This is a genomic window from Ruegeria sp. CF4, from assembly GCF_056537345.1.
Window position 1 is genome coordinate 1,204,974 of the sequence record NZ_JBQFRJ010000001.1, and the last position, 18,674, is coordinate 1,223,647.

Annotated in this window: 14 protein-coding genes and 1 riboswitch; of the genes, 4 read left to right on the forward strand and 10 right to left on the reverse strand. The window is 59.0% G+C overall.

Annotated elements, in window-relative coordinates:
• Positions 1–17: 17 nt before the first annotated feature.
• The 5 genes from ACR0NF_RS05985 to ACR0NF_RS06005 form a co-directional block, all read right to left on the reverse strand.
• The gene (locus ACR0NF_RS05985; RefSeq protein WP_480470145.1) at positions 18–656 is read right to left on the reverse strand and encodes a cell wall hydrolase; all 639 of its coding nucleotides are present in this window, start codon (positions 654–656) and stop codon (positions 18–20) included.
• A gap of 186 nt (positions 657–842) precedes the next feature.
• Positions 843–3,404, reverse strand: coding sequence for a putative PEP-binding protein (locus ACR0NF_RS05990; RefSeq protein WP_480470146.1), 2,562 nt, complete (start codon positions 3,402–3,404; stop codon positions 843–845).
• A 36-nt stretch (positions 3,405–3,440) separates the two neighbouring features.
• The gene (gene glyS / locus ACR0NF_RS05995) at positions 3,441–5,642 is read right to left on the reverse strand and encodes a glycine--tRNA ligase subunit beta (RefSeq protein ID WP_480777915.1); all 2,202 of its coding nucleotides are present in this window, start codon (positions 5,640–5,642) and stop codon (positions 3,441–3,443) included.
• A 9-nt stretch (positions 5,643–5,651) separates the two neighbouring features.
• Complete coding sequence (gltS, locus tag ACR0NF_RS06000) at positions 5,652–6,860, reverse strand: sodium/glutamate symporter (protein ID WP_480777916.1); 1,209 nt, start codon at positions 6,858–6,860, stop codon at positions 5,652–5,654.
• Positions 6,861–6,863: 3 nt separating this feature from the next.
• Positions 6,864–7,385, reverse strand: coding sequence for a DUF6446 family protein (locus ACR0NF_RS06005; protein ID WP_480470149.1), 522 nt, complete (start codon positions 7,383–7,385; stop codon positions 6,864–6,866).
• A gap of 78 nt (positions 7,386–7,463) precedes the next feature.
• Here ACR0NF_RS06005 and ACR0NF_RS06010 point away from each other — a divergent pair, with 78 nt between their 5' ends.
• Positions 7,464–8,096, forward strand: coding sequence for a MarC family protein (locus ACR0NF_RS06010; protein WP_480470150.1), 633 nt, complete (start codon positions 7,464–7,466; stop codon positions 8,094–8,096).
• Between the two features lie 8 nt (positions 8,097–8,104).
• Here the strand turns inward: ACR0NF_RS06010 and ACR0NF_RS06015 are convergent, their stop codons facing one another.
• Positions 8,105–9,034 (reverse strand): glycine--tRNA ligase subunit alpha, encoded by a 930-nt coding sequence (locus ACR0NF_RS06015; protein ID WP_480470151.1) that lies wholly within the window; start codon positions 9,032–9,034, stop codon positions 8,105–8,107.
• A 205-nt stretch (positions 9,035–9,239) separates the two neighbouring features.
• Between ACR0NF_RS06015 and ACR0NF_RS06020 the strand changes: the two genes are divergently transcribed.
• Positions 9,240–10,976 (forward strand): serine protease, encoded by a 1,737-nt coding sequence (locus ACR0NF_RS06020; protein WP_480470152.1) that lies wholly within the window; start codon positions 9,240–9,242, stop codon positions 10,974–10,976.
• A gap of 53 nt (positions 10,977–11,029) precedes the next feature.
• Here ACR0NF_RS06020 and ACR0NF_RS06025 read toward each other — a convergent pair whose 3' ends face one another.
• Together ACR0NF_RS06025 and ACR0NF_RS06030 are read right to left on the reverse strand one after the other, a co-directional pair.
• Entirely contained in the window at positions 11,030–12,604 is a 1,575-nt protein-coding gene (locus ACR0NF_RS06025) for a thiamine pyrophosphate-binding protein (RefSeq protein WP_480777917.1), read from the reverse strand.
• Positions 12,604–14,052: a TrkH family potassium uptake protein gene (locus tag ACR0NF_RS06030; RefSeq protein ID WP_480777918.1), complete on the reverse strand. Its 1,449-nt coding sequence runs from the start codon at positions 14,050–14,052 to the stop codon at positions 12,604–12,606. The genes ACR0NF_RS06025 and ACR0NF_RS06030 overlap by 1 nt, the downstream gene beginning before the upstream one ends.
• Before the next feature lie 55 nt (positions 14,053–14,107).
• On the opposite strand from ACR0NF_RS06030, the gene ACR0NF_RS06035 reads away from it, so the two are divergent.
• Entirely contained in the window at positions 14,108–14,902 is a 795-nt protein-coding gene (locus tag ACR0NF_RS06035; protein ID WP_480777919.1) for a hypothetical protein, read from the forward strand.
• 337 nt (positions 14,903–15,239) lie between these two features.
• Here the strand turns inward: ACR0NF_RS06035 and folE2 are convergent, their stop codons facing one another.
• A complete protein-coding gene (gene folE2 / locus ACR0NF_RS06040; protein ID WP_480667100.1) occupies positions 15,240–16,343 on the reverse strand; it encodes a GTP cyclohydrolase FolE2 in 1,104 nt (367 codons plus the stop codon).
• 180 nt (positions 16,344–16,523) lie between these two features.
• Positions 16,524–17,714 carry an O-succinylhomoserine sulfhydrylase gene (gene metZ / locus ACR0NF_RS06045; protein ID WP_480777920.1) on the reverse strand — a complete coding sequence of 397 codons (1,191 nt, stop codon included), beginning with the start codon at positions 17,712–17,714 and terminating at the stop codon, positions 16,524–16,526.
• Positions 17,715–17,774: 60 nt separating this feature from the next.
• Positions 17,775–17,852: riboswitch (SAM riboswitch) on the reverse strand.
• 129 nt (positions 17,853–17,981) lie between these two features.
• Here metZ and ACR0NF_RS06050 point away from each other — a divergent pair.
• A complete protein-coding gene (locus ACR0NF_RS06050) occupies positions 17,982–18,671 on the forward strand; it encodes a glutathione S-transferase N-terminal domain-containing protein (RefSeq protein WP_480470158.1) in 690 nt (229 codons plus the stop codon).
• Positions 18,672–18,674: the final 3 nt, after the last annotated feature.

Below are 18,674 nucleotides of genomic sequence, written 5' to 3' on the forward strand. Positions count from 1 at the left end.
CAGCGCTGGTGCGTCAATCAGTTGCTCGCTGTCCGATAATTGTGGCGATAGAAAATATGCACACCGATCCGCGCGGTTTCCTTGTAAACCCGCGACCATGACGGGCGAACCGCCTTGGTATGGTAATGCGTCGCCCCGGCGGTCATCTCTTCTGCCACACCGTCAATCGCGGCACGCGCCACCTTGGATACACGCTCATACGCCCGCTTTTCGTGGATGACTTCTTTTTGACCATCGCAAGTGTAGGTGAACTGGCACTGATAGCGTTTGCCGGTGCCCTGCTTAATCACACCACACAGCGAATCCGGGAAGCGGGCGCTGTCGACACGGTTCAGGATCACTTCGGCAACTGCGAACTGGCCGCGCACGCTTTCGCCGCGCGCTTCGAAATACAGCGCCTCAGCCAGACAACGGAAACCCTCGTCCCCGGTCGCTTTGGGCTGCTGATCCAGCCAATCCTTGGTGTAAGAAATCTCGATCTTTTCCGGCGTCTGACGCGGCTTGAACAGCTTCAGATAGTCACGGAAATTCTGTGCTGGCAACTCGTTACGGGCAACCAACTCAACAGATTTACCTTCGTTCTGCCTTTCGGCAAACGACAAACTTGGCAGCAAGGCTGCAGCCCCCACGGCAACAGCCAATATGTAGCGTCTCATCAGATAACCTCGCACAGGCACTTCCGCGCCAAACCCTCCCCCGGCGGGCGCGACGAGGCTGATACCCTACTTGAGGGCAGACGTCCAGTTTTCTGAAAAAGCCAAGAGAAAAACCGCTCACGCCGCCGATTTTTGTCGACAGCGGAACGTTTCCTGAGCCACTATTTCTAGGTAGGAGACAGTTAGTCAACCCCCAAGTTTGGACGAAATTGCCAGTTGAGCGGCTGACAGCCGAGCGACGGGAACCCGGAACGGAGAACAGGACACATAGTCGAACCCGAGCGCCCGGCAGATAGCGATTGATTCGGGGTTGCCACCATGTTCGCCACAGACAGAAAGTGTAACGTCTGGTTGAGCTTGACGCCCGCGCTCCGCCCCTAGCTTGAGTAACTCACCCACCCCGTCTGCATCCAGAACGTGAAACGGATCTTCGCCAAACACGCCTAGGCGGACATATGCCGACATGAACCGACCAGCGTCATCCCGGGACAAACCATAGGTCATTTGGGTCAGGTCATTGGTCCCGAAACTCAGGAAAGATGTATTCGGCGCGATTTCATCCGCTCGCAGACAGGCACGTGGCGTTTCCACCATGACACCCAGCCTATAGTCGAGCTCTTGTCCACGCTCCGAGGCCACCTCGGCAGCCACCGCATCGATGCGCGCTTTCACCAGTTCAACCTCGCGCTTGGCCGAGACCAATGGGATCATCACCTCGGGAACCACGGGCGCCCCCTCTTTACTGGCCTCAAGCGTCGCTTCGAATATAGCGCGCGCTTGCATGTCATAGATCTCGGGCACGGTCACCCCCAGACGCACGCCGCGCAAACCCAGCATAGGATTGTATTCGCGCATCGCCTCGACCCTGCGTTCGACATCCGAAACCGGAAGATCAAGCGCCTCGGCCAGTTCTCTCTGACCCGTGCGCGTGGTGGGTAGAAACTCGTGCAAAGGCGGGTCGAATAGCCGGATGCACACCGGCTGCCCCTCCATGATTCTGAACAGCTGCACGAAATCCTGCCGCTGCATCGGCAGCAGACGTTCCAGCACCGCAGATCGTCCCGAAGGCGTCTGGGCAAAGATCATTTCACGCATCACGGTCAGGCGGCCCGGATCAAAGAACATGTGCTCGGTCCTGCACAGGCCAATGCCCTGCGCCTGAAAGTTACGCGCTGTTTGCGCGTCGGCAGGCGTATCCGCATTGGCGCGAATTTCGATGTCACGCTCGGCGTCCGCCCAACCCATCAGCGTTTGAAAGCAATCGTCCAGTGCCGCCTCAAGCATCTCGGGTTGTCCGGCCAGAACTTGACCTGAGGTGCCATCGATGGTCAGGACATCGCCAGTTTTGAACACGCGCCCGTCCGGCGCAGTCAGCATCTTTTTCTTGGTCTGGAACCGCATCTCGGACGCGCCTACGATACAGGGCAGACCCAGCCCCCGGCCAATCACGGCAGCGTGGCTGGTGATCCCGCCCTTTTCGGTCAGCACCGCCACGGCTGCATGCATCCCCCGCACATCCTCGGGCGAAGTTTCACGACGCACCAGAACACAAGGCTCGCCACGCGCGGCGCTGGCCTGTGCCTCTGCAGCCGTGAAAACGATGCGGCCAGTCGCGGCACCGGGGCTGGCGGCAATACCGGTGGTCAGCACGTCACGCGCTGCCTCGGGGTGGACCTGACGGTGTAGCAATTCATTCAGCGAATGCGGGTCGATCCGCATCACCGCCTCTTGCGGCGGGATAATACCGTCTTCGGCCAGACGGACGGCAATCCGCATTGCCGCGCGCGAGCCACGCTGAACCCGGACCCCATCCAGAATATGCACGTCGCCATTCTGCACGACGAACTCAACCTGCATCTCTTCACGCAGTTTTTCACGCATTAGCGCCGCGTGGGTCTTGAGATCGGCAAAAGCCTCGGGCGCGACGTCTTCCAGCGATTGTCCGCGCTCATCCCTTTCCAGATACAGCGCCGAGACGCCTTCGCCCAACGCATCCCGACCCTGGCTCTGGCTCAGATAACGACCGGTGATCTGCGGCATGCCCGTCGTCGGGTCGATCAACTGCAGCACACCCGAGCCGCACTCGCCCTGCCCGACACCCGGGATCATCTCTTGAACGACCAGCCCCAGCCCGGCATCCGCCGGCGCGCCCTTGGCCTGCCGTAGCAAACGGGCCGAAGTTCCGTCCCACGCCCGCGCCATCGACCGCAGCACGCCGATCAGTTGCTCGCCCCGGTCCTGCGGGAACGCTTCGTCGGTTTCATCTTCGTAGGCGCGCAAAGACAAGCTCAACCCTTCACGTCCATCCGCCTCGATGTCATCAAATACATCCGGGTCCAGTCGGGCCACGTGGATCGCATAGCTCTGCACAAACCGCAAATAGAGTGCAGCCGCCGCATCCCGTCCCATACCCGCCGACAAGTCCAGATAGCGGGCATCGTTCATGCCGATATTCAGGACCGCGCCCGGACCGCCCCAATCGGGGTCTTCGGAACTGGGGCGCACACACAACAGCGCTTCGGCGTCGAACTGTTCCATGATGGCCGCGATGTCAGGTACATGCCCTTCGGCAATTCGCTGCACCGCGTCAAAAGAGAGCGCTACGGTGCGCGGCACCGGCATCTTAAGCCGAACCAGGCGTTGCAAGCATTTCGCCCGCCCGCCATGGGTATTGGCGGCAACGGGCGCTTTCGAGGTAATAAGCGTGGTCTGCGGATTATTCTGCACTGCGGCACCTTTTGGTTTCACCGCAGCATAAGCCCCTGCGCCCTTGGCGCAAGGGCGTTATCCCTCGATCAGGGTCAGATCGGCAACGCTGGAGCAGACCTTGCGGATCTGGCTCAGCAGGTTCAGACGGTTGCGGCGCAGGATGTCATTGTCGGTGTTGACCTGCACATCCTCAAAGAAAGCATCCACGGGTGCCCGCAGCACAGCCATCGCCGCCATAGCGGTCGGGAAATCCTCGGCCTTCAGAGCGGGATCGATTTTGGCCTCTGCCGTATCAAGCGCGGCGAACAGCGCCTTCTCGCTGTCAGTCTCGGCAAATTTCACATCCGCACCATAGGAGTATTCCACCCCATCCTTCTCTTCCGCCTGAGACAGGATGTTATTGGCCCGCCTGAACCCCTGCACGAGGTTCTCTCCATCCTCGGTCGCAATCACCGCGTTCAGCGCACGGGCGCGTTTGACCAGCAGGTTGAGGTCGTCATTGCCGTCCATCGCGATGCAGGCGTCGATGATATCGGGACGGATGCCCTCTTCACGCAGGAAGACCTTGAGGCGGTCGTGGAAGAAAGACAACAAGTCCGACGGGGCCGCAGCAACGATTGCGTTCGCAGCCTCGACCTGATGCGCCAGATCATGCACGCGCTTGGCGGCGGCCTCTGCCTCGTCGTCAGACGCCTGCGTTTGGCGCGCTTTGGCCTCTAGCAGAGCTGCCTGCCATTCCGGCAGTTTCAACAGATTACCTAGTGCAATTGCAAAAGTCTGGTCCAGCGGCAGGCGCAGATCGTTGGTCAGGATCAGGCGGATTACCCCAAGCGCAGCACGGCGCAGGGCAAACGGGTCTTTCGACCCGGTGGGTTTCTCGTCAATCGCCCAGAACCCGGTCAGCGTGTCCAGCTTATCGGCCAGTGCCACTGTCACCGACAGCGGCGCAGTCGGCACGTCATCAGACGGTCCCAACGGCGAATAGTGTTCCTGTGCTACGGAGGCCAATTCGGGGCGCATACCCGCAGCCGCGATATAATAGCGGCCCATCAAGCCCTGCAGTTCTGGGAATTCATAGACCATCTGCGAGCTCAAGTCGGCCTTGGCCAGATGCGCTGCATCTTTGGCCTGACGCGCATCAACACCCATGACGTCGGCCAATTCACCGGCCAAGGCAGCGATACGCTCAATCCGCTCGGCCTGCGTACCCAGCTTGTTGTGGAAGGTCACGTTCTGCAGATCGTTGCTCCAGACGGTCATGTCCAACTTGGCGATGCGCAGGTCATTCTCCCAGAAGAACTTGGCATCCGCCAAACGCGCCGACAGCACCTTTTGGTTCCCCGCCAGAATGGTCGCGCCATTATCGGCGGTCTCACGGTTGGCAACCGTTATGAAGCGCTCGATCCGCCCCGTCTTGGGATTCTTCACGGAAAAGAACTTCTGATGCTCTTTCATCGAGGTCTGCAGCACCTCGGGCGGCAGCTCCAGAAACTCCTCGTCGATCTGCCCCATCAGCACGACAGGCCATTCAACCAGACCGGCCACTTCGGCCAGAAGACCCTTGTCATCAACAACTTCCAGACCCGCGGCGAAAGCCATGTTCTGGGCATCGTTCCAGATATGCTCGGCGCGCTCCTCGGGCGAAAGCACCACAAAGGCGCGTTTCAGCTTGGCCGCATAGTCCTCGAACGAAAAAACGGAAAACCGGTTCGGGGCCATGAAGCGATGGCCTTCGGTGGTATCACCAGAGGTGATCCCTTCGATCTCAAGCGGTACAACCTGCGCGCCCGCTTCATCGCTGAGGACACACAGGATCGAGTGCAGCGGTCGCACCCAGCGCATCGAACCCGCGCCCCAGCGCATCGATTTTGGCCAGGGGAAGTTGCGGATCGTCGTTTCCAGCACTTCAGCCACAATCTCAGCCGCCGGACGACCGGCTTTCTCGATGGTCGCGAAATAGACCGCACCTTTGGGCGTATCACGCTCTTCGAGTTGGTCGCGGGTCAGTCCCGCCCCCCGCAGGAACCCTTCGATGGCTTTGTCGGGCGCTCCGACCTTAGGGCCTTTACGCTCTTCCCGGATGGTGGGGCTTCCGGCCAACAACCCTTCGACCGCCAGTGTCAGGCGGCGCGGCGTGGTCAAGGCCGCAGCCGAGGCATAGGTCAGTCCACCCTCGACCAAGCCGTCCGTGATCCGCTTTTTCAGGTCTTCACCAGCACGGGTTTGCATCCGCGCGGGGATCTCTTCGGAAAACAATTCGATCAGCAGGTCGGGCATAGTCGGTCCTTAGAAACTCACAATCGTCTGGATGACGATTGCATTGGCGATATCCACAAAGAAGGCGGATACAAGGGGCAGTACGATAAAGGCAATAGGCGACGGGCCATATCGCTTGGTCACGGCGGTCATATTTGCAATCGCGGTTGGGGTTGCGCCCAAAGCGAAGCCGCCAAAGCCGGCGGCCAATACAGCAGCGCGATAATTCGAGCCCATCAGCGGGAACAGGACCCAGATCACGAACACCACTGCAAAGAGCGTCTGGGCGGTCATGATCAACGCTATCGCAAGGCCAAGCTCAGCTATAGTCCACAGTTGCAGGCTCATCAGGGACATCGCCAGGAACGCCCCCAATGCGAATTCCGAGATCAGCGCCAGCGATGGCGTCCGCGCCACGGGTGGGGCGTTGGGCGCAAGCAGCGCGCGCAGATTGGCAATGATAATCCCCATGATCAGGCAGGGCACGAACAAAGGCAGTTTCAGCCCCGCAGCGCTGATGGCTTCGCTCAGGATCACGCCTGAAATGATGGCAAGGTTGAGATATAACAGAACCCGCATAACCGTCTGATGGTCGATTGCGGATTTCTGATCGACCTCATTGGGCAAACCAACTGTGTGCTCTTCCTCGGGACGACTGGGGTTGAGCTTGCGCCCTTTAACCAACAGCCGCGCAATTGGACCCCCGACCAGAGCGGCCAATACAAGGCCCAAGGTGGCAACGGCAACACCCAACTCGGTCGCGCCTTCGAGCCCGGTGGCTTGTGCGACTTCTGGCGCCCAGGCGATCGCAGTGCCGTGGCCGCCGATCAATGCCGCCGAGCCAAACAAAACGCCCGCCTGCGCTGGATAGCCGAACAGAGCCGCCCCCGCCGCCCCGATCACGTTCTGTGCAACGATAGTCAGCAGCGTCAAAATCAGAAGCAGGAGCAATGGCTTGCCGCCTGCGATTAAATCCGAAAGCCGTGCATTCAATCCAATACCGGCAAAGAACAACACCAACAGGAAATCCCGTGTGGTCAGACCAAAGGACAGCTCAACGCCAAATAACAGATACAGAGTCAGTACCACGAGCGAGGCCAACAGGCCCCCGGTCACCGGCTCGGGGATGTTGAAGCTGCGGAGCGTTGCGATGCGGGCATTGATCTCAGCCCCAAGCAAGTAGACCGCGAAACCCAGCGTCGCGGTCAAGAAATCCGGGATCTCAACGACCAACTCCACGTGTCACTCCTGCGGTCTGGGCGGGCAATCTTCACCCACCACGGTGCCGTCATAGGCTTTCTCACCGCAATTGTTCAGCGCGTGCCAGACATAGCCCTTGCCGTCCCGCGAGATAGCAACGATGCGGTCGACCCCGTAATGGATGTTCTTCGCGCCCAAGAAAGCCTGCGCCTGCCCCGATTTCAGCGCATCGGCCAAAGCGACTGCATTGTAACATTCAAACCATCCCGGCGCGGTCAAAGGTTCGGCGTCTTCTACGGCAACAAACCCGGCCAGTTGATCAGGCGTCAGATCGGTTTCGAAACAGGCCCGATACCGGATCGGAGAGCTGTCGGCATCTATCGCCTGAAACGCACTGTAGCTGATCGGTTCCGGCACCTCGGCTCCTGCGACCATCAGAGTAACATCCTGGCCTGGCTTCGGCGTGACATCATAATAGAAGCCGTAAACCTGCAGGTAATACATGCTCCCACCCGCCAGAGCGGCCGAAAACAGAAGGATCAGCGCCAGAAGCTTCCCGGTCATCGTTTATGCGGCCTCTTTCATATTCTGGGGAAATAGGTCAGGTTTCAAACCATTACAGGCAGATGTAAGGCGACAGAGATGGAAACCACCCTTGCCGTTGGATTCTTCGGTGCATTGTTCGCGATCATGAACCCGATCACGAATCTGCCAGTGTTTCTGAGCGTCACCCAAGATCTGCCTGCTGCTGATCAGCGCAAGGTGGCGCTGAAAACGGCGCTGTACTGCCTGATACTGGGAGGCGCCTTTGCCTCGGCCGGAAGTCAGGCCCTGGGCCTTTTTGGCATCAGCGTTGACCATTTGCGCGTTGCCGGTGGACTGGTTGTTCTGATGATCGGGCTGAACATGCTGAACGGCAACGAAAGCAGCTCGCATCACGGCACCGATGGAGAGAAGCAATCCTATCCCGCGCCCGAGACGGTCGCGTTCTACCCGCTGGCCTTTCCCATTCTGGTTGGCCCCGGTACGATCACCACGCTGATCCTGTATGCACATCACATCAAAACTCCGATCGAAGCTATTGCTTATGCAGGTGTTTTTCTGGTCGTGGTCGGCCTGCTTTTGGTGACATTCTGGAATGCCGCCTGGCTGGCTGAACGGTTGTCTGACAATGCCCGCGTGATCATGAGTCGCTTTATGGGCATGATCCTGTCTGCCATAGCGATCAGCATGATCGCAGACGGCCTGAAGGCGTTGCTGCCCGGTCTGGCCTAAGCCCGCCATCAAGCTTCGAACCCGGCAGCCTCGGTCTGCACAAACGCATCTGCGCATTGCTTGGCCAGCGCCCGGACGCGGCCGATATAGGCCTGCCGCTCGGTCACCGAGATCACGCCCCGCGCATCCAGCAGGTTGAAGATATGGCTGGCCTTGATGCACTGGTCATAAGCTGGATGCGCCATGATGATGCGTTTGCCGGTCTTCGGGTCGTCATGCTCCTGCGCCAGAATGGTCGCACATTCCGCTTCGGCCTCTTCGAAGTGACGCAGCAAGACCTCGGTATTGGCCACGTCAAAGTTCCAGCGCGCGTATTCCTCTTCGGTCTGCTTGAAGATATCGCCATAGGTCAGCGGGCTGGGCGACTGAGGATCGTTGAACGGCATGTCCATCACGTGATCGATGCCCAGCACATACATGGCCAGCCGCTCAAGCCCATAGGTCAACTCGCCCGAGACCGGTGCACAGTCGTGGCCGCCAACCTGTTGGAAATAAGTGAACTGGCTGACTTCCATGCCATCACACCAAACCTCCCAACCTAGCCCCCATGCGCCGAGCGTCGGGCTTTCCCAGTCATCCTCAACAAAGCGGATGTCGTGCAGGTCCATATCGATGCCGATGGCTTCGAGCGAGCCGAGATACAGGTCCTGTAGATCCGGTGGGCTGGGTTTGATCAGCACTTGGTACTGGTAGTAATGCTGCAACCGGTTGGGATTCTCGCCATACCGCCCGTCTGTCGGTCGACGCGAAGGCTGCACATAAGCCGCAGCCCACGCCTTGGACCCCAACGCGCGCAAGGTGGTCGCCGGGTGGAACGTGCCCGCGCCGACTTCCATGTCATAAGGTTGCAGGATCGCGCAGCCTTTCGTCGCCCAATAGGTCTGAAGCCGCAGGATGATCTCCTGAAATGAACGTGGTGCGCTTTTGGGTTCGGTCATGACATATCCCTTGGACGCCCAGGCGCCCGGTTCCGGTGGGTTCGGCCCTTCCTATGCAAGCCACCAAAGGGCGTCAACGGGCCAATGAGCCACTCTGTCACTGCGCGGCCACACACAGAATTCCCCGTAATCCGGGCATGGTCATCAGGCTGCGATTCCGCGTAATCTGCGCCAAAGTGAAAACACTGCATAAAACGGGCAGACAATGACACGCGTATTTACGGTTATTACATTCTTTTTCCTCTTCGGCCTGCGCGCCGCTTTTGCCCAACAGGACGCGGGCGTCTGGGTTCAGATCGAAGCGCAGCCGTCGCTGCGTGAGGCGCAGGAACGGGCGCAGGCCTATGCCAACGCCCTGCCTGACGTAAACGGGTTCCAACTGAACTCTGGCTGGTATGCCATTGTTATCGGGCCCTATTTGCGCGATGATGCCGAGCAGGTTCTGCGTGTCTATCGCGCTGAACGCCAGATCCCGTCTGACAGCTTCATCGCTTTCTCCAGCGCACTGAGGCAGCAGTTCTGGCCTATCGGTGCCAACATCCTAAACCGCGGGGTGATTACAGCCCCGGTCCAGCCCGAGCCGCAGGAACAACCACAAGCCGGTCTGACCCCGCAAGACGCAGACGAAACGCGCGCTGAGGCATTGCAGGGCGAACGCCTGTTGACCGCGCAGGAACGCAAGGTCCTGCAAACTGCATTGCAAGCCGCCGGTTTCTACAACTCGACCATCGACGGCGCCTTTGGTCAGGGCACCCGCCGCTCGATGGCGGATTGGCAGCGGTTCAACGGCTTCGAGGCGACCGGTGTTCTGACCACCCTGCAGCGCAAGTCGCTGATAGATGACTACAACGCACCGCTGATCAGCGTCGGGATGGATCGGTATTCCGACCCGCAAGCCGGGATTGATTTGGATATGCCGCTGGGTGTGCTGGGTTTTGATCGTTATGAGGCCCCATTTGCCCATTTCAAACCCAACTCCGACCTGAGCGCCAAGGCGCTGTTGATCTCTCAGGAAGGCTCCCCGGCCACGCTACGCGCGCTGTATGAAGTGATGCAATCGCTTGAGATCATCCCGTTGGAAGGTGAACGCGCCTTGCGCGGCAACAGCTTTACTATCGAAGGGCGCGGCAACGGCAGTGTCTCATTCACTCAAGCGGCGTTGAAAGACGGCAAGATCAAAGGGTTTACCCTGGTCTGGCCTGAAGGGGATGAGGCGCGTCGTGCGCGCGTTTTGGCTGCGATGCGCGCCAGCTTTGCTACCAATGACGCTGTGCTGGATGCTGGCGCAGGCGCGGACGCCGAACAACGTATCGATCTGCTCTCAGGCCTGCAAATCCGCAAACCGAGGTTGTCCCGGTCGGGCTTCTTTGCCGACGCCGACGGAACTGTACTGACTGTCACCGAGGCCGCAGACAACTGCACGCGCATCACGTTGGATGGCGATCAAGAGGTTCAGGTGGCATGGCAAGATACCACTCTGGGCGTTGCTGTTCTGCGCCCAAACCGGACACTCGCCCCGATCAGCGTCGCCGAGTTCCGCGCCGAACAACCACGAATCCAGTCTCAGGTTACTGTGTCTGGCTTTTCTTACGAAGGCGCGTTGGGGGCTCCGACCCTGACCTTTGGTGAAATCGCTGATATTCGCGGCCTCAACGGCGAAAACGGTGTCAAACGTCTTGCACTGGCCGCACAGCCCGGAGACGCAGGTGGGCCGGTCTTCGATGACAGCGGCAGTGTGGTTGGCATGCTGCTGCCTACACCATCCGACGGGCGCGCCCTGCCGGATTCGGTGAGCCTTGCAGCAAATGTCGAACGTCTGACCGAGGTTCTGACCAAGGCGGGTATCTCGGGTCAACCGGCGCAGGGCTCGACCCAGATTTCCCCAAATGAGCTGAGCCGTAGGGCCAACGGGATGACCGTTCTGGTGCACTGCTGGGATTAATTCATTAAGATCAGGGAAAAGGCGCAGCACTTAGGTGCGGCGCCTTTTTTAGCTCACAAGATGTCCGGCGTAACCCGGATCAGCGTCGGCTTCCCTGCATCAAAAGCGTCGCGCACGGCAGTTTGCATCTCGTCCAGAGTTTGCGGCGCGGCAGACCGCGCCCCGAAGGCTTCGGCCAGCTTACAGAAATCGGGGTTGCGTGCGACGACCGCATTAGGCGCGATCTGCCCGCGTATCATGCTGTCTTCAATCTCTTTCAGCTTGCCATTGTCCCATAGGATAATGGGCAACGACAGGCCAAGTTCCACGGCAACCCCAATCTCTTGCATCGTATAGTGAAAGCCATAATCACCTACGATCACCGCAGTGGGCTTTCCCCGCCGCGCCACTGCGCCACCAATCCCTGCAGGCACGGCGTAACCCAGCGTGCCAAACCCGGTCGGGTGGTGCCAGTGATGGGGGACAGCCATGTCCCAGACCTCTTTCGAGGCGTAGGCAAACTGAGTCATATCCGAATAGATCATCGTATCCGCTGGCATCGCCGCCCTGAGCGCATCGGCCACCGGGACAATCCCCGGACGTTCTGCATCTACTTCGGTCCGCCAGCGGGCGCGGGCTTCGCGCACCTCTTCCTCGGACCATCCGGTAGCTGGCTTAGTCTGCTGGATAGCTTCCCAGAGCGCTTGTGCAAAACTCTCGCCATCTGCCTGAAACTTTACAGCAGCGCGGTGTCGATCCGATAAAACCTCGGGGTCCAGATCGACACGCACCATGGTCGCGGAGTGACCCAGATCTTGCCGCCAAAGGTCAACCTCGCCTAATTCGGCACCGACAACCACGATCAAATCCGCCGAGCTGATCACTTCGACGCTGCCCGGACGGGGCAGCATTGATCCAAAATCCAACGGATAATCGGCCCCAACCAAGCCGCGCCCGGCATAGGTCGTGAAACAAGCCGCCCCCAGCTGTGTTAATATCTGCCGCCATAGGTTCGACCGGCAGCCACCGCCCAGAATAAACAATGGCCGCTGCGCGTCATTGAGCAAGGTTAGAACCGACGACACATCTGGAGGCAGGGCGTTTTTATCCAGCGCAGAAGGATTCGGGATCGGCGCAGCGCTGGCCTCGGCCTGCAGTTGCGCAATTGGCACCTGAATATGCTTCGGGCGCGAGCGTGAGAGTTCAAACTCTTCAAACGCACGTTCAATCAATCCGTATGCCGCCTGCGCATCGTTTGCCTGACAAGACCAGTCCGCCACCGTCTCGGCGGCGGCGCGCTGGTCTTTCATCTGATGCAATTGACCGCGCTGCGCATCAATCTCGTCCAGGCAAGAAGACAGCACCAGCATCGGCACCGAATCCGAGTATGCCTGCCCCATCGGCGTCATGATATTGCACAACCCCGGCCCGGTAATGACGTAGGCCACACCCGGCTTGCCGGTTGCGCGGGCATAGCCATCGGCCATGAATCCGGCCCCTTGCTCATGCCGAGCCAAAACATGGGTGATCCCGGCCTCTTCGATGCCGCGATACATCTCTTGATTATGCACGCCGGGAATGCCGAAAATCACATCGACGCCGCGATCCTTCAACATATGCGAGATTTGCGCGCCCAGCGGTCGCTTCATTATCCCCTCCAGAACTGAACCGTGAAGATTGCGTAGACGGCCAGCAATTCCAGGCGACCGACCAACATGCCGATGGTCAGCAGCCATTTCGCACTGTCATTCAAACCCGCAAAGTTGCCCGCAGGCCCGATCTGGTCCCCCAGCCCCGGCCCGACATTGGCCAGCGCCGTCGCCGCCCCCGAGACAGACGTGATAAAATCCAGCCCTGTCAACGCGAGCGCCCAGGACAGAACCCCCATCGAGAGCACGAAGAACATGAAGAAGCTCATGACCGATGTCAGAACATCCCTGCCAATTGCCCGCCCGTCATAGCGCGGTACAAACACTCCGTGAGGTGAACGGATGCGGCGAATTTGCGTTTTGATCGAAGCAAAGAGCAACTGATAACGGAACACCTTGATCGAACAGGCGGTCGATCCTGCGCAGCCTCCGATCAGGCCGATCAGAAAGAACAACATGACAGGGAAACTACCCCAGCCCATATAATCGACACTCGCATAGCCGGTACCCGAAATGATCGACGTGATGTTGAACAGCGACTCGCGGAATGCCTGCTCCCAATGGTGCGGGAAGACCGAAGTCAGGAATACAGACATGATCATGACCAGCACCGCGATTGTCCCCAGAAACGCCCTGATCTGGCTATCTTTCCACAATGAGCTTGTGTAGCCATTTGCCAATTGCACATAGCGCACGAAGGGTAGCGCTGCGAGGATCATGAAGACGGCAGCGGCATATTCCATCGGCCCTGAGAAGCGTGCAAATGAGCTGTCGTAATTCGAAAAACCACCCGTTGCTATGGTGGTCATGGAATGCACAACAGCGTCGAAGAAGCTCATGCCGAAGCCCGCATAAACCAGAGCGCAAACGACGGTGAGGAAAACATAGATCAGCGAAATCTGCCCCGCGATCTCCTGCGCGCGCGGCAGGATTTTCCCCATCGTTTCAAACCCTTCCGAGCGGAAGATCTGCATACCACCCACCCGCAATTCGGGCAAGAATACCATGGCGACGACGATAATGCCGATACCGCCCAACCATTGCAGCACGCCGCGCCACAGCAGCAGACCCTGTGGTAAATCATCGAGCCCGGATATCACAGTCGAGCCGGTGGTTGTCAGACCCGACATCGCCTCGAAATACGCATCGACAAAACGCAGTTCCGTCTCGCCGAACAGAAATGGAATGGCGCCAAAAATCGGCAGCGCCACCCAGACCCCTGAGGTCAGCAGAAAGGTCTGACGGATGGTGAGACCCTCGCCAACCCCATTCGAGCAACTCATCGCAAGAACACTGCCGGTCAAAAGAGTAATGACCGCGCTTTCAAAGAAAACGTGCCACTCATCCCGCCCTTCGATCAGGTCGGCAAGCATCGGCAACAGCATGGTCACCCCTAGAATGGCGACCAACAGGCCAATCACGTATCCGACCGGGCGAAGATCCATCATGACGGGCAGCGTTGGCGCGCTAGCCCGACGGTGTCAAGCAGATGATCCGCGTTAAGTGTCGGATTTCGCAGATGCGGTCGGCATTGCGGGCGGTTTCGATGGTGCCCGCGTGCGACGAACGGCGGATTTGGCCTGCTCTGCATGCACCGCGGCGATGGGCTTTTCAGGCGCTGGCTTGGCCGGGGCAGTCTTCGCAGCTGTAGCTTTGACCGGAGCGGGCTTCACTGCAGCGGTTTTCGCAGGTGCTGGCTTTGTCGCTGCGGGTTTGGCCGGGGCGGGTTTCGCAGCCGTGGCTTTGCTCGGAACAGGCTTCGCTGCTGTGATTTTCGCAGGTGCCGCCTTGGTCACCGCTGGCTTGGCCGGGGCGGGCTGTGCAGCCTTAGCGGCTGGCTTTGGGGTCACCGCAGGTTTAGGAGCGTTTGTGGCTTCCCTCGCCTTTGCCGCGGCTGCTGATTTAAACGCCGCAACAGCTTTCGCTTCGGTCGACACGGGTTTCGCAGCAGCTTTGGCAGGGGCCGCTTTCGGTGCGGGCTTGGCCACAGGAGCCGACTTGGCCGCAAGTGCGGGCTTGGCCGCAGGAGCGGGCTTAACCGCCGCAGGTTTCGTCTTGGGTGCGGCCATTGCTTTAGGGGCGACCTTGGGTTTCGCTGCCGCTTTGGGCGTTGCTGCCACTACTTTCGGTTTAGCTGCGGGTTTCGCTTTCGGCGTCGCCGGTTTTGCCGGTGCCACCTTGCGCGCCGCAGGTGCCGGTGTTTCGATCGTTTTCAGCCCTTGCAAGGGCGCCATAGGCAGTTCAAAGGCTGCACGGGTCATGATCTGCATGATCTCCATCTGGCTGACCATCGCATAGCCGGCCACACGAATGGCCGCTGCTTGAAACTCAAGCGGTTGAGAAATCGGATTCATTGCATGTCTCTCCTGATAAAACCGAGGCAGCCGGAAGAAGAGTAAAGGACCTCGTCCGCCCCAATCGTCCGGGCGGATTTGCAGGTTCGCGGTCCAAGGCGTCGCACGTCCCGGCTTCCTTTCGGGCTGCACGACCCAGCTTGCGCGGGCGTGCAGCAGCTGCACTCGGGCCCAGTTTAACGCAAGTCAGGGCGCAGATGCAGCATTTCCTGCTGCATTGCGGCAAAAAGGCGCCCATGCGGGAATTTTGATCGTTTTTCCAGCAGCTTCCGTCGGGTCAATCAACCAACATGGAACAACGTGGTGAACAAACGCGGGTCCAGGCTGGCAGATTCGAAGGTTGGACCCTCGGTCAGAATCGATACGGCATCGTGGCTGTGCAGGCTTTCCTGATGACTCGCGATCACCCGAAAATCGCCGACATGATGATCGGCCTGCAGCTCGGCGCAGAACAGACGCGCGGCATCCTCGACGAAGATCGGATTCGCGGCGTTCAGCTCGGCAAAGGCCTGTTCATCCTCGCGCTTGACCATCACTTGCGTTTCGGTCGGAACCGCACGACGGCAGAGCGCGATCAGATCCTCGAACCACAGGCAGTCGGCGTTGCAATCGACAACAACGGAAATCCGGGCCACCGAGCGCTGCGAATGCGGTGTTGCCAACTGTCCACGCGTGGCGCGCGCGTGTTCGCTTAGCTCAAGTGAACACGGGCATGTCGACGAATAGACATAGTCCAGATGCATGATCTTCAGACGCTCACCACCCCGCTCGACCAGTTCCAGCGCGATGTCGTAGTATTGGTAACCGGACAAGCCCGAGCGCAGGCTCTTGATCTGATCCGGATAGGAAAAGCGCATCTGAATGCGCGCATCCAGGCTGTCCAGATCAGATAGATAATCGCTCAAGGCCGCTTCCATCACCTCAAAACTGAAGGTGCGTTCGGCGTGCTTGTAGAAAGACCGCATGATCCGGGACATGTTGATGCCCTTCTTCTCAGCCTCAAGACTGACCGAGCCGGTCACTGAAGTCTCAAGCGTCAGTTCTGCACCATTCTTGCGGTGAAATCGGATGGGCAGTCGAAAATTCGAAATGCCAACGTGCTGGATTTGCTGTTTCGACCCCCGGATCAGGCTGGAGGGACCATTTTGCAGGTCGGGCAAGGTGACCTTGTAAGCCGCGTTCGACTCGAAATCCTCGGGATACTCGCGCGATAGGGCCGGGTAATTCGTCGACACAAGACCCGGAACAAGTTGCGCAACCGCTGGATCAAGCTGACTGATCTCGGCAGCCGAGGCAGATTTCGCCCAGTCGCGCAACAGCTTAAGCGCTGCTGCGGCCTGATCGTGATCAGGCGTCTCGTTGATATCGCGCGGATGAATGTTCATTTGCACGGGTCCCTTGCTAGGCCGTCGGTTATATACGACCGAGGTTTAATTACCAGTCCGGAACGATACGCGCGGGATAGCATCCCGGATCGAAATTAAATGAGAAAAACCGTCACTTTTCAACCAAAAGCGGCCAATCAGGCGGGTTAAACCCGCCTGACCAAGAATTACCAGCAGGCGCTAACCCTGAGATGCAGCCAAAGCCCGCTCAATATCCGCCAGCAGATCGCCCGTATCCTCAAGCCCCACTGACAGGCGGATCAGGCCCGGCGTAATACCCAATTCATCCCGCTGCTCTTCACTCAGACGCTGGTGCGTAGTGGTGGCTGGATGGGTTGCAATCGACTTGGCATCGCCAAGGTTGTTCGAGATTACTGGGATCGTCAGCGCATTCAGGAACGCAAAAGCACCTGCTTTGCCACCCTTGATGTCCAACGACAGAACCGTACCGCCTTTGCCGCCCAACTGTTCCTGCACCAATGCGTTCTGTGCATGCGTCTTCAGACCGGGATACAGCGTCCGCTCCAACGCTGGATGCCCCTCAAGAGCTTCGGCAATCTTCTGCGCGCTGTCGGCCTGCGCATTCACGCGCAATGCCATGGTTTCAATACCTTTGACCATGATCCACGCGCTAAAAGGGCTGAGCGCACCGCCAGTGTGTTTCATGTAAGGCTCGACCGTACCGCGGATAAACTCTTTTGTACCGATGATCACACCGCCCAACGCACGCCCCTGCCCGTCAATATGCTTGGTCGCCGAATAGACGACCACATCTGCGCCCTGTTCGATCGCGCGCGAGAAGACCGGGGTCGAGAACACGTTGTCGACGATCACAGTTGCACCAACTGCATGAGCCAGTTTCGACACCGCAGCAATATCGATCACTTCAAGCGTCGGGTTTGACATGGATTCGAAGAACACCGCCTTGGTCTCAGGCCGGATTGCAGCCGCCCAAGCATCCAGATCGGTGCCATCCACAAATGTCACCTCGACACCGTAGCGGGTCAGGATGTTTTCGAGGATGTACAGGCAGGACCCGAACAGCGCCTTGGCCGAAACCACGTGATCGCCCGACTTCAGCATCGAAGTCAGCGCACCATTCACAGCAGCCATGCCTGAGGCGGCAGCAAACGCGTCCTCGCCCCCTTCCAGCGCGGCAATGCGTTGTTCGAACATCGAAACGGTCGGGTTTCCGTAGCGGGCATAGATGAACTCATCCGGGCCGGTCTCAATGAACCGGGCCTCGGCCTGCTCGGCATTCTCATAGACAAACCCTTGCGTCAGAAAGATCGCCTCGGAGACTTCGTTATACTGACTACGACGAATGCCGCCATGGACGGCTTGGGTGCGTTTGTTCCAGCTCTCGCTCATGTCATTCCTTTCAGCCCTCGAGGGGGCAAACAAAAAACCCCAGACGCGGCCAAGCGAAAGGGGTCTTTCATCCTGACCTTTTAGCGGTGTTGTTTAGCGTGGCCCGCAATCCGGTAACAAATCGCCACGTATTGGGCATGCGTTTACGCCGCGTCCCGCCGATGGTCAAGACCGGTCGGATACCGGTCACGCTTTCGTAATACAGCAACGCTGCCCCTTGCCGCGCGCGCCTAAACCCTCATGATCGCGATAAGCTGAGGAGTTATCATGATCGATCTGTATTTCTGGCCCACGCCGAACGGCTGGAAGGTTTCCATCGCTCTGGAAGAGATGGAGTTGCCCTATTCGACCCATCTGATCAATATCGGTAAGGGCGACCAGTTCGACCCCGGATTTCTGAAGATCTCTCCCAACAACCGCATGCCCGCCATCGTCGACCCGGATGGCCCTGACGGCGCACCCGTTTCGGTTTTTGAAAGCGGTGCGATCCTGATGTATCTGGCGCGTAAAACAGGACGATTCTACGGCAAAACCGAGCGTGAACGGATCGCGGTCGAGGAATGGCTCATGTGGCAGATGGGCGGCGTTGGCCCAATGGCTGGCCAGGCGCATCACTTCCTGAAATACGCCCCGCAGCTGGACCCACCGCAAGACCTTCCCTATCCCAAGGACCGCTACCGTTCCGAAGTCGCCCGCCTATATGGTGTTCTCGACCGCAGACTGGCCGAAAACGAGTATGTCGCAGGCGATTTCTACTCCATCGCCGACATGTCGATCTGGGGTTGGGCAAGCCTTTGGGAAGGGCAGCAGCAGGTACTGGAGGACAAACCGCACTTCACCCGCTGGCTCAACATGATGAGCGCCCGCCCCGCAGTGCAAGCAGGCCGCGCGCTACATGCGGAATTGCGCGGGGATCATAGGGACAAACAGGCTCAGGGGGTCTTGTTCAGGCGCTGATCA

Bases quoted from the DNA above. Each gene is read 5' to 3' on its own strand.
- ACR0NF_RS05985 (WP_480470145.1), bottom strand. From the start codon at position 656: ATGAGACGCTACATATTGGCTGTTGCCGTGGGGGCTGCAGCCTTGCTG.
- glyS (WP_480777915.1), bottom strand. From the start codon at position 5,642: ATGCCCGACCTGCTGATCGAATTGTTTTCCGAAGAGATCCCCGCGCGG.
- ACR0NF_RS06005 (WP_480470149.1), bottom strand. From the start codon at position 7,385: ATGACCGGGAAGCTTCTGGCGCTGATCCTTCTGTTTTCGGCCGCTCTG.
- ACR0NF_RS06010 (WP_480470150.1), top strand. From the start codon at position 7,464: ATGGAAACCACCCTTGCCGTTGGATTCTTCGGTGCATTGTTCGCGATC.
- ACR0NF_RS06015 (WP_480470151.1), bottom strand. From the start codon at position 9,034: ATGACCGAACCCAAAAGCGCACCACGTTCATTTCAGGAGATCATCCTG.
- ACR0NF_RS06020 (WP_480470152.1), top strand. From the start codon at position 9,240: ATGACACGCGTATTTACGGTTATTACATTCTTTTTCCTCTTCGGCCTG.
- ACR0NF_RS06025 (WP_480777917.1), bottom strand. From the start codon at position 12,604: ATGAAGCGACCGCTGGGCGCGCAAATCTCGCATATGTTGAAGGATCGC.
- ACR0NF_RS06030 (WP_480777918.1), bottom strand. From the start codon at position 14,052: ATGATGGATCTTCGCCCGGTCGGATACGTGATTGGCCTGTTGGTCGCC.
- folE2 (WP_480667100.1), bottom strand. From the start codon at position 16,343: ATGAACATTCATCCGCGCGATATCAACGAGACGCCTGATCACGATCAG.
- metZ (WP_480777920.1), bottom strand. From the start codon at position 17,714: ATGAGCGAGAGCTGGAACAAACGCACCCAAGCCGTCCATGGCGGCATT.
- ACR0NF_RS06050 (WP_480470158.1), top strand. From the start codon at position 17,982: ATGATCGATCTGTATTTCTGGCCCACGCCGAACGGCTGGAAGGTTTCC.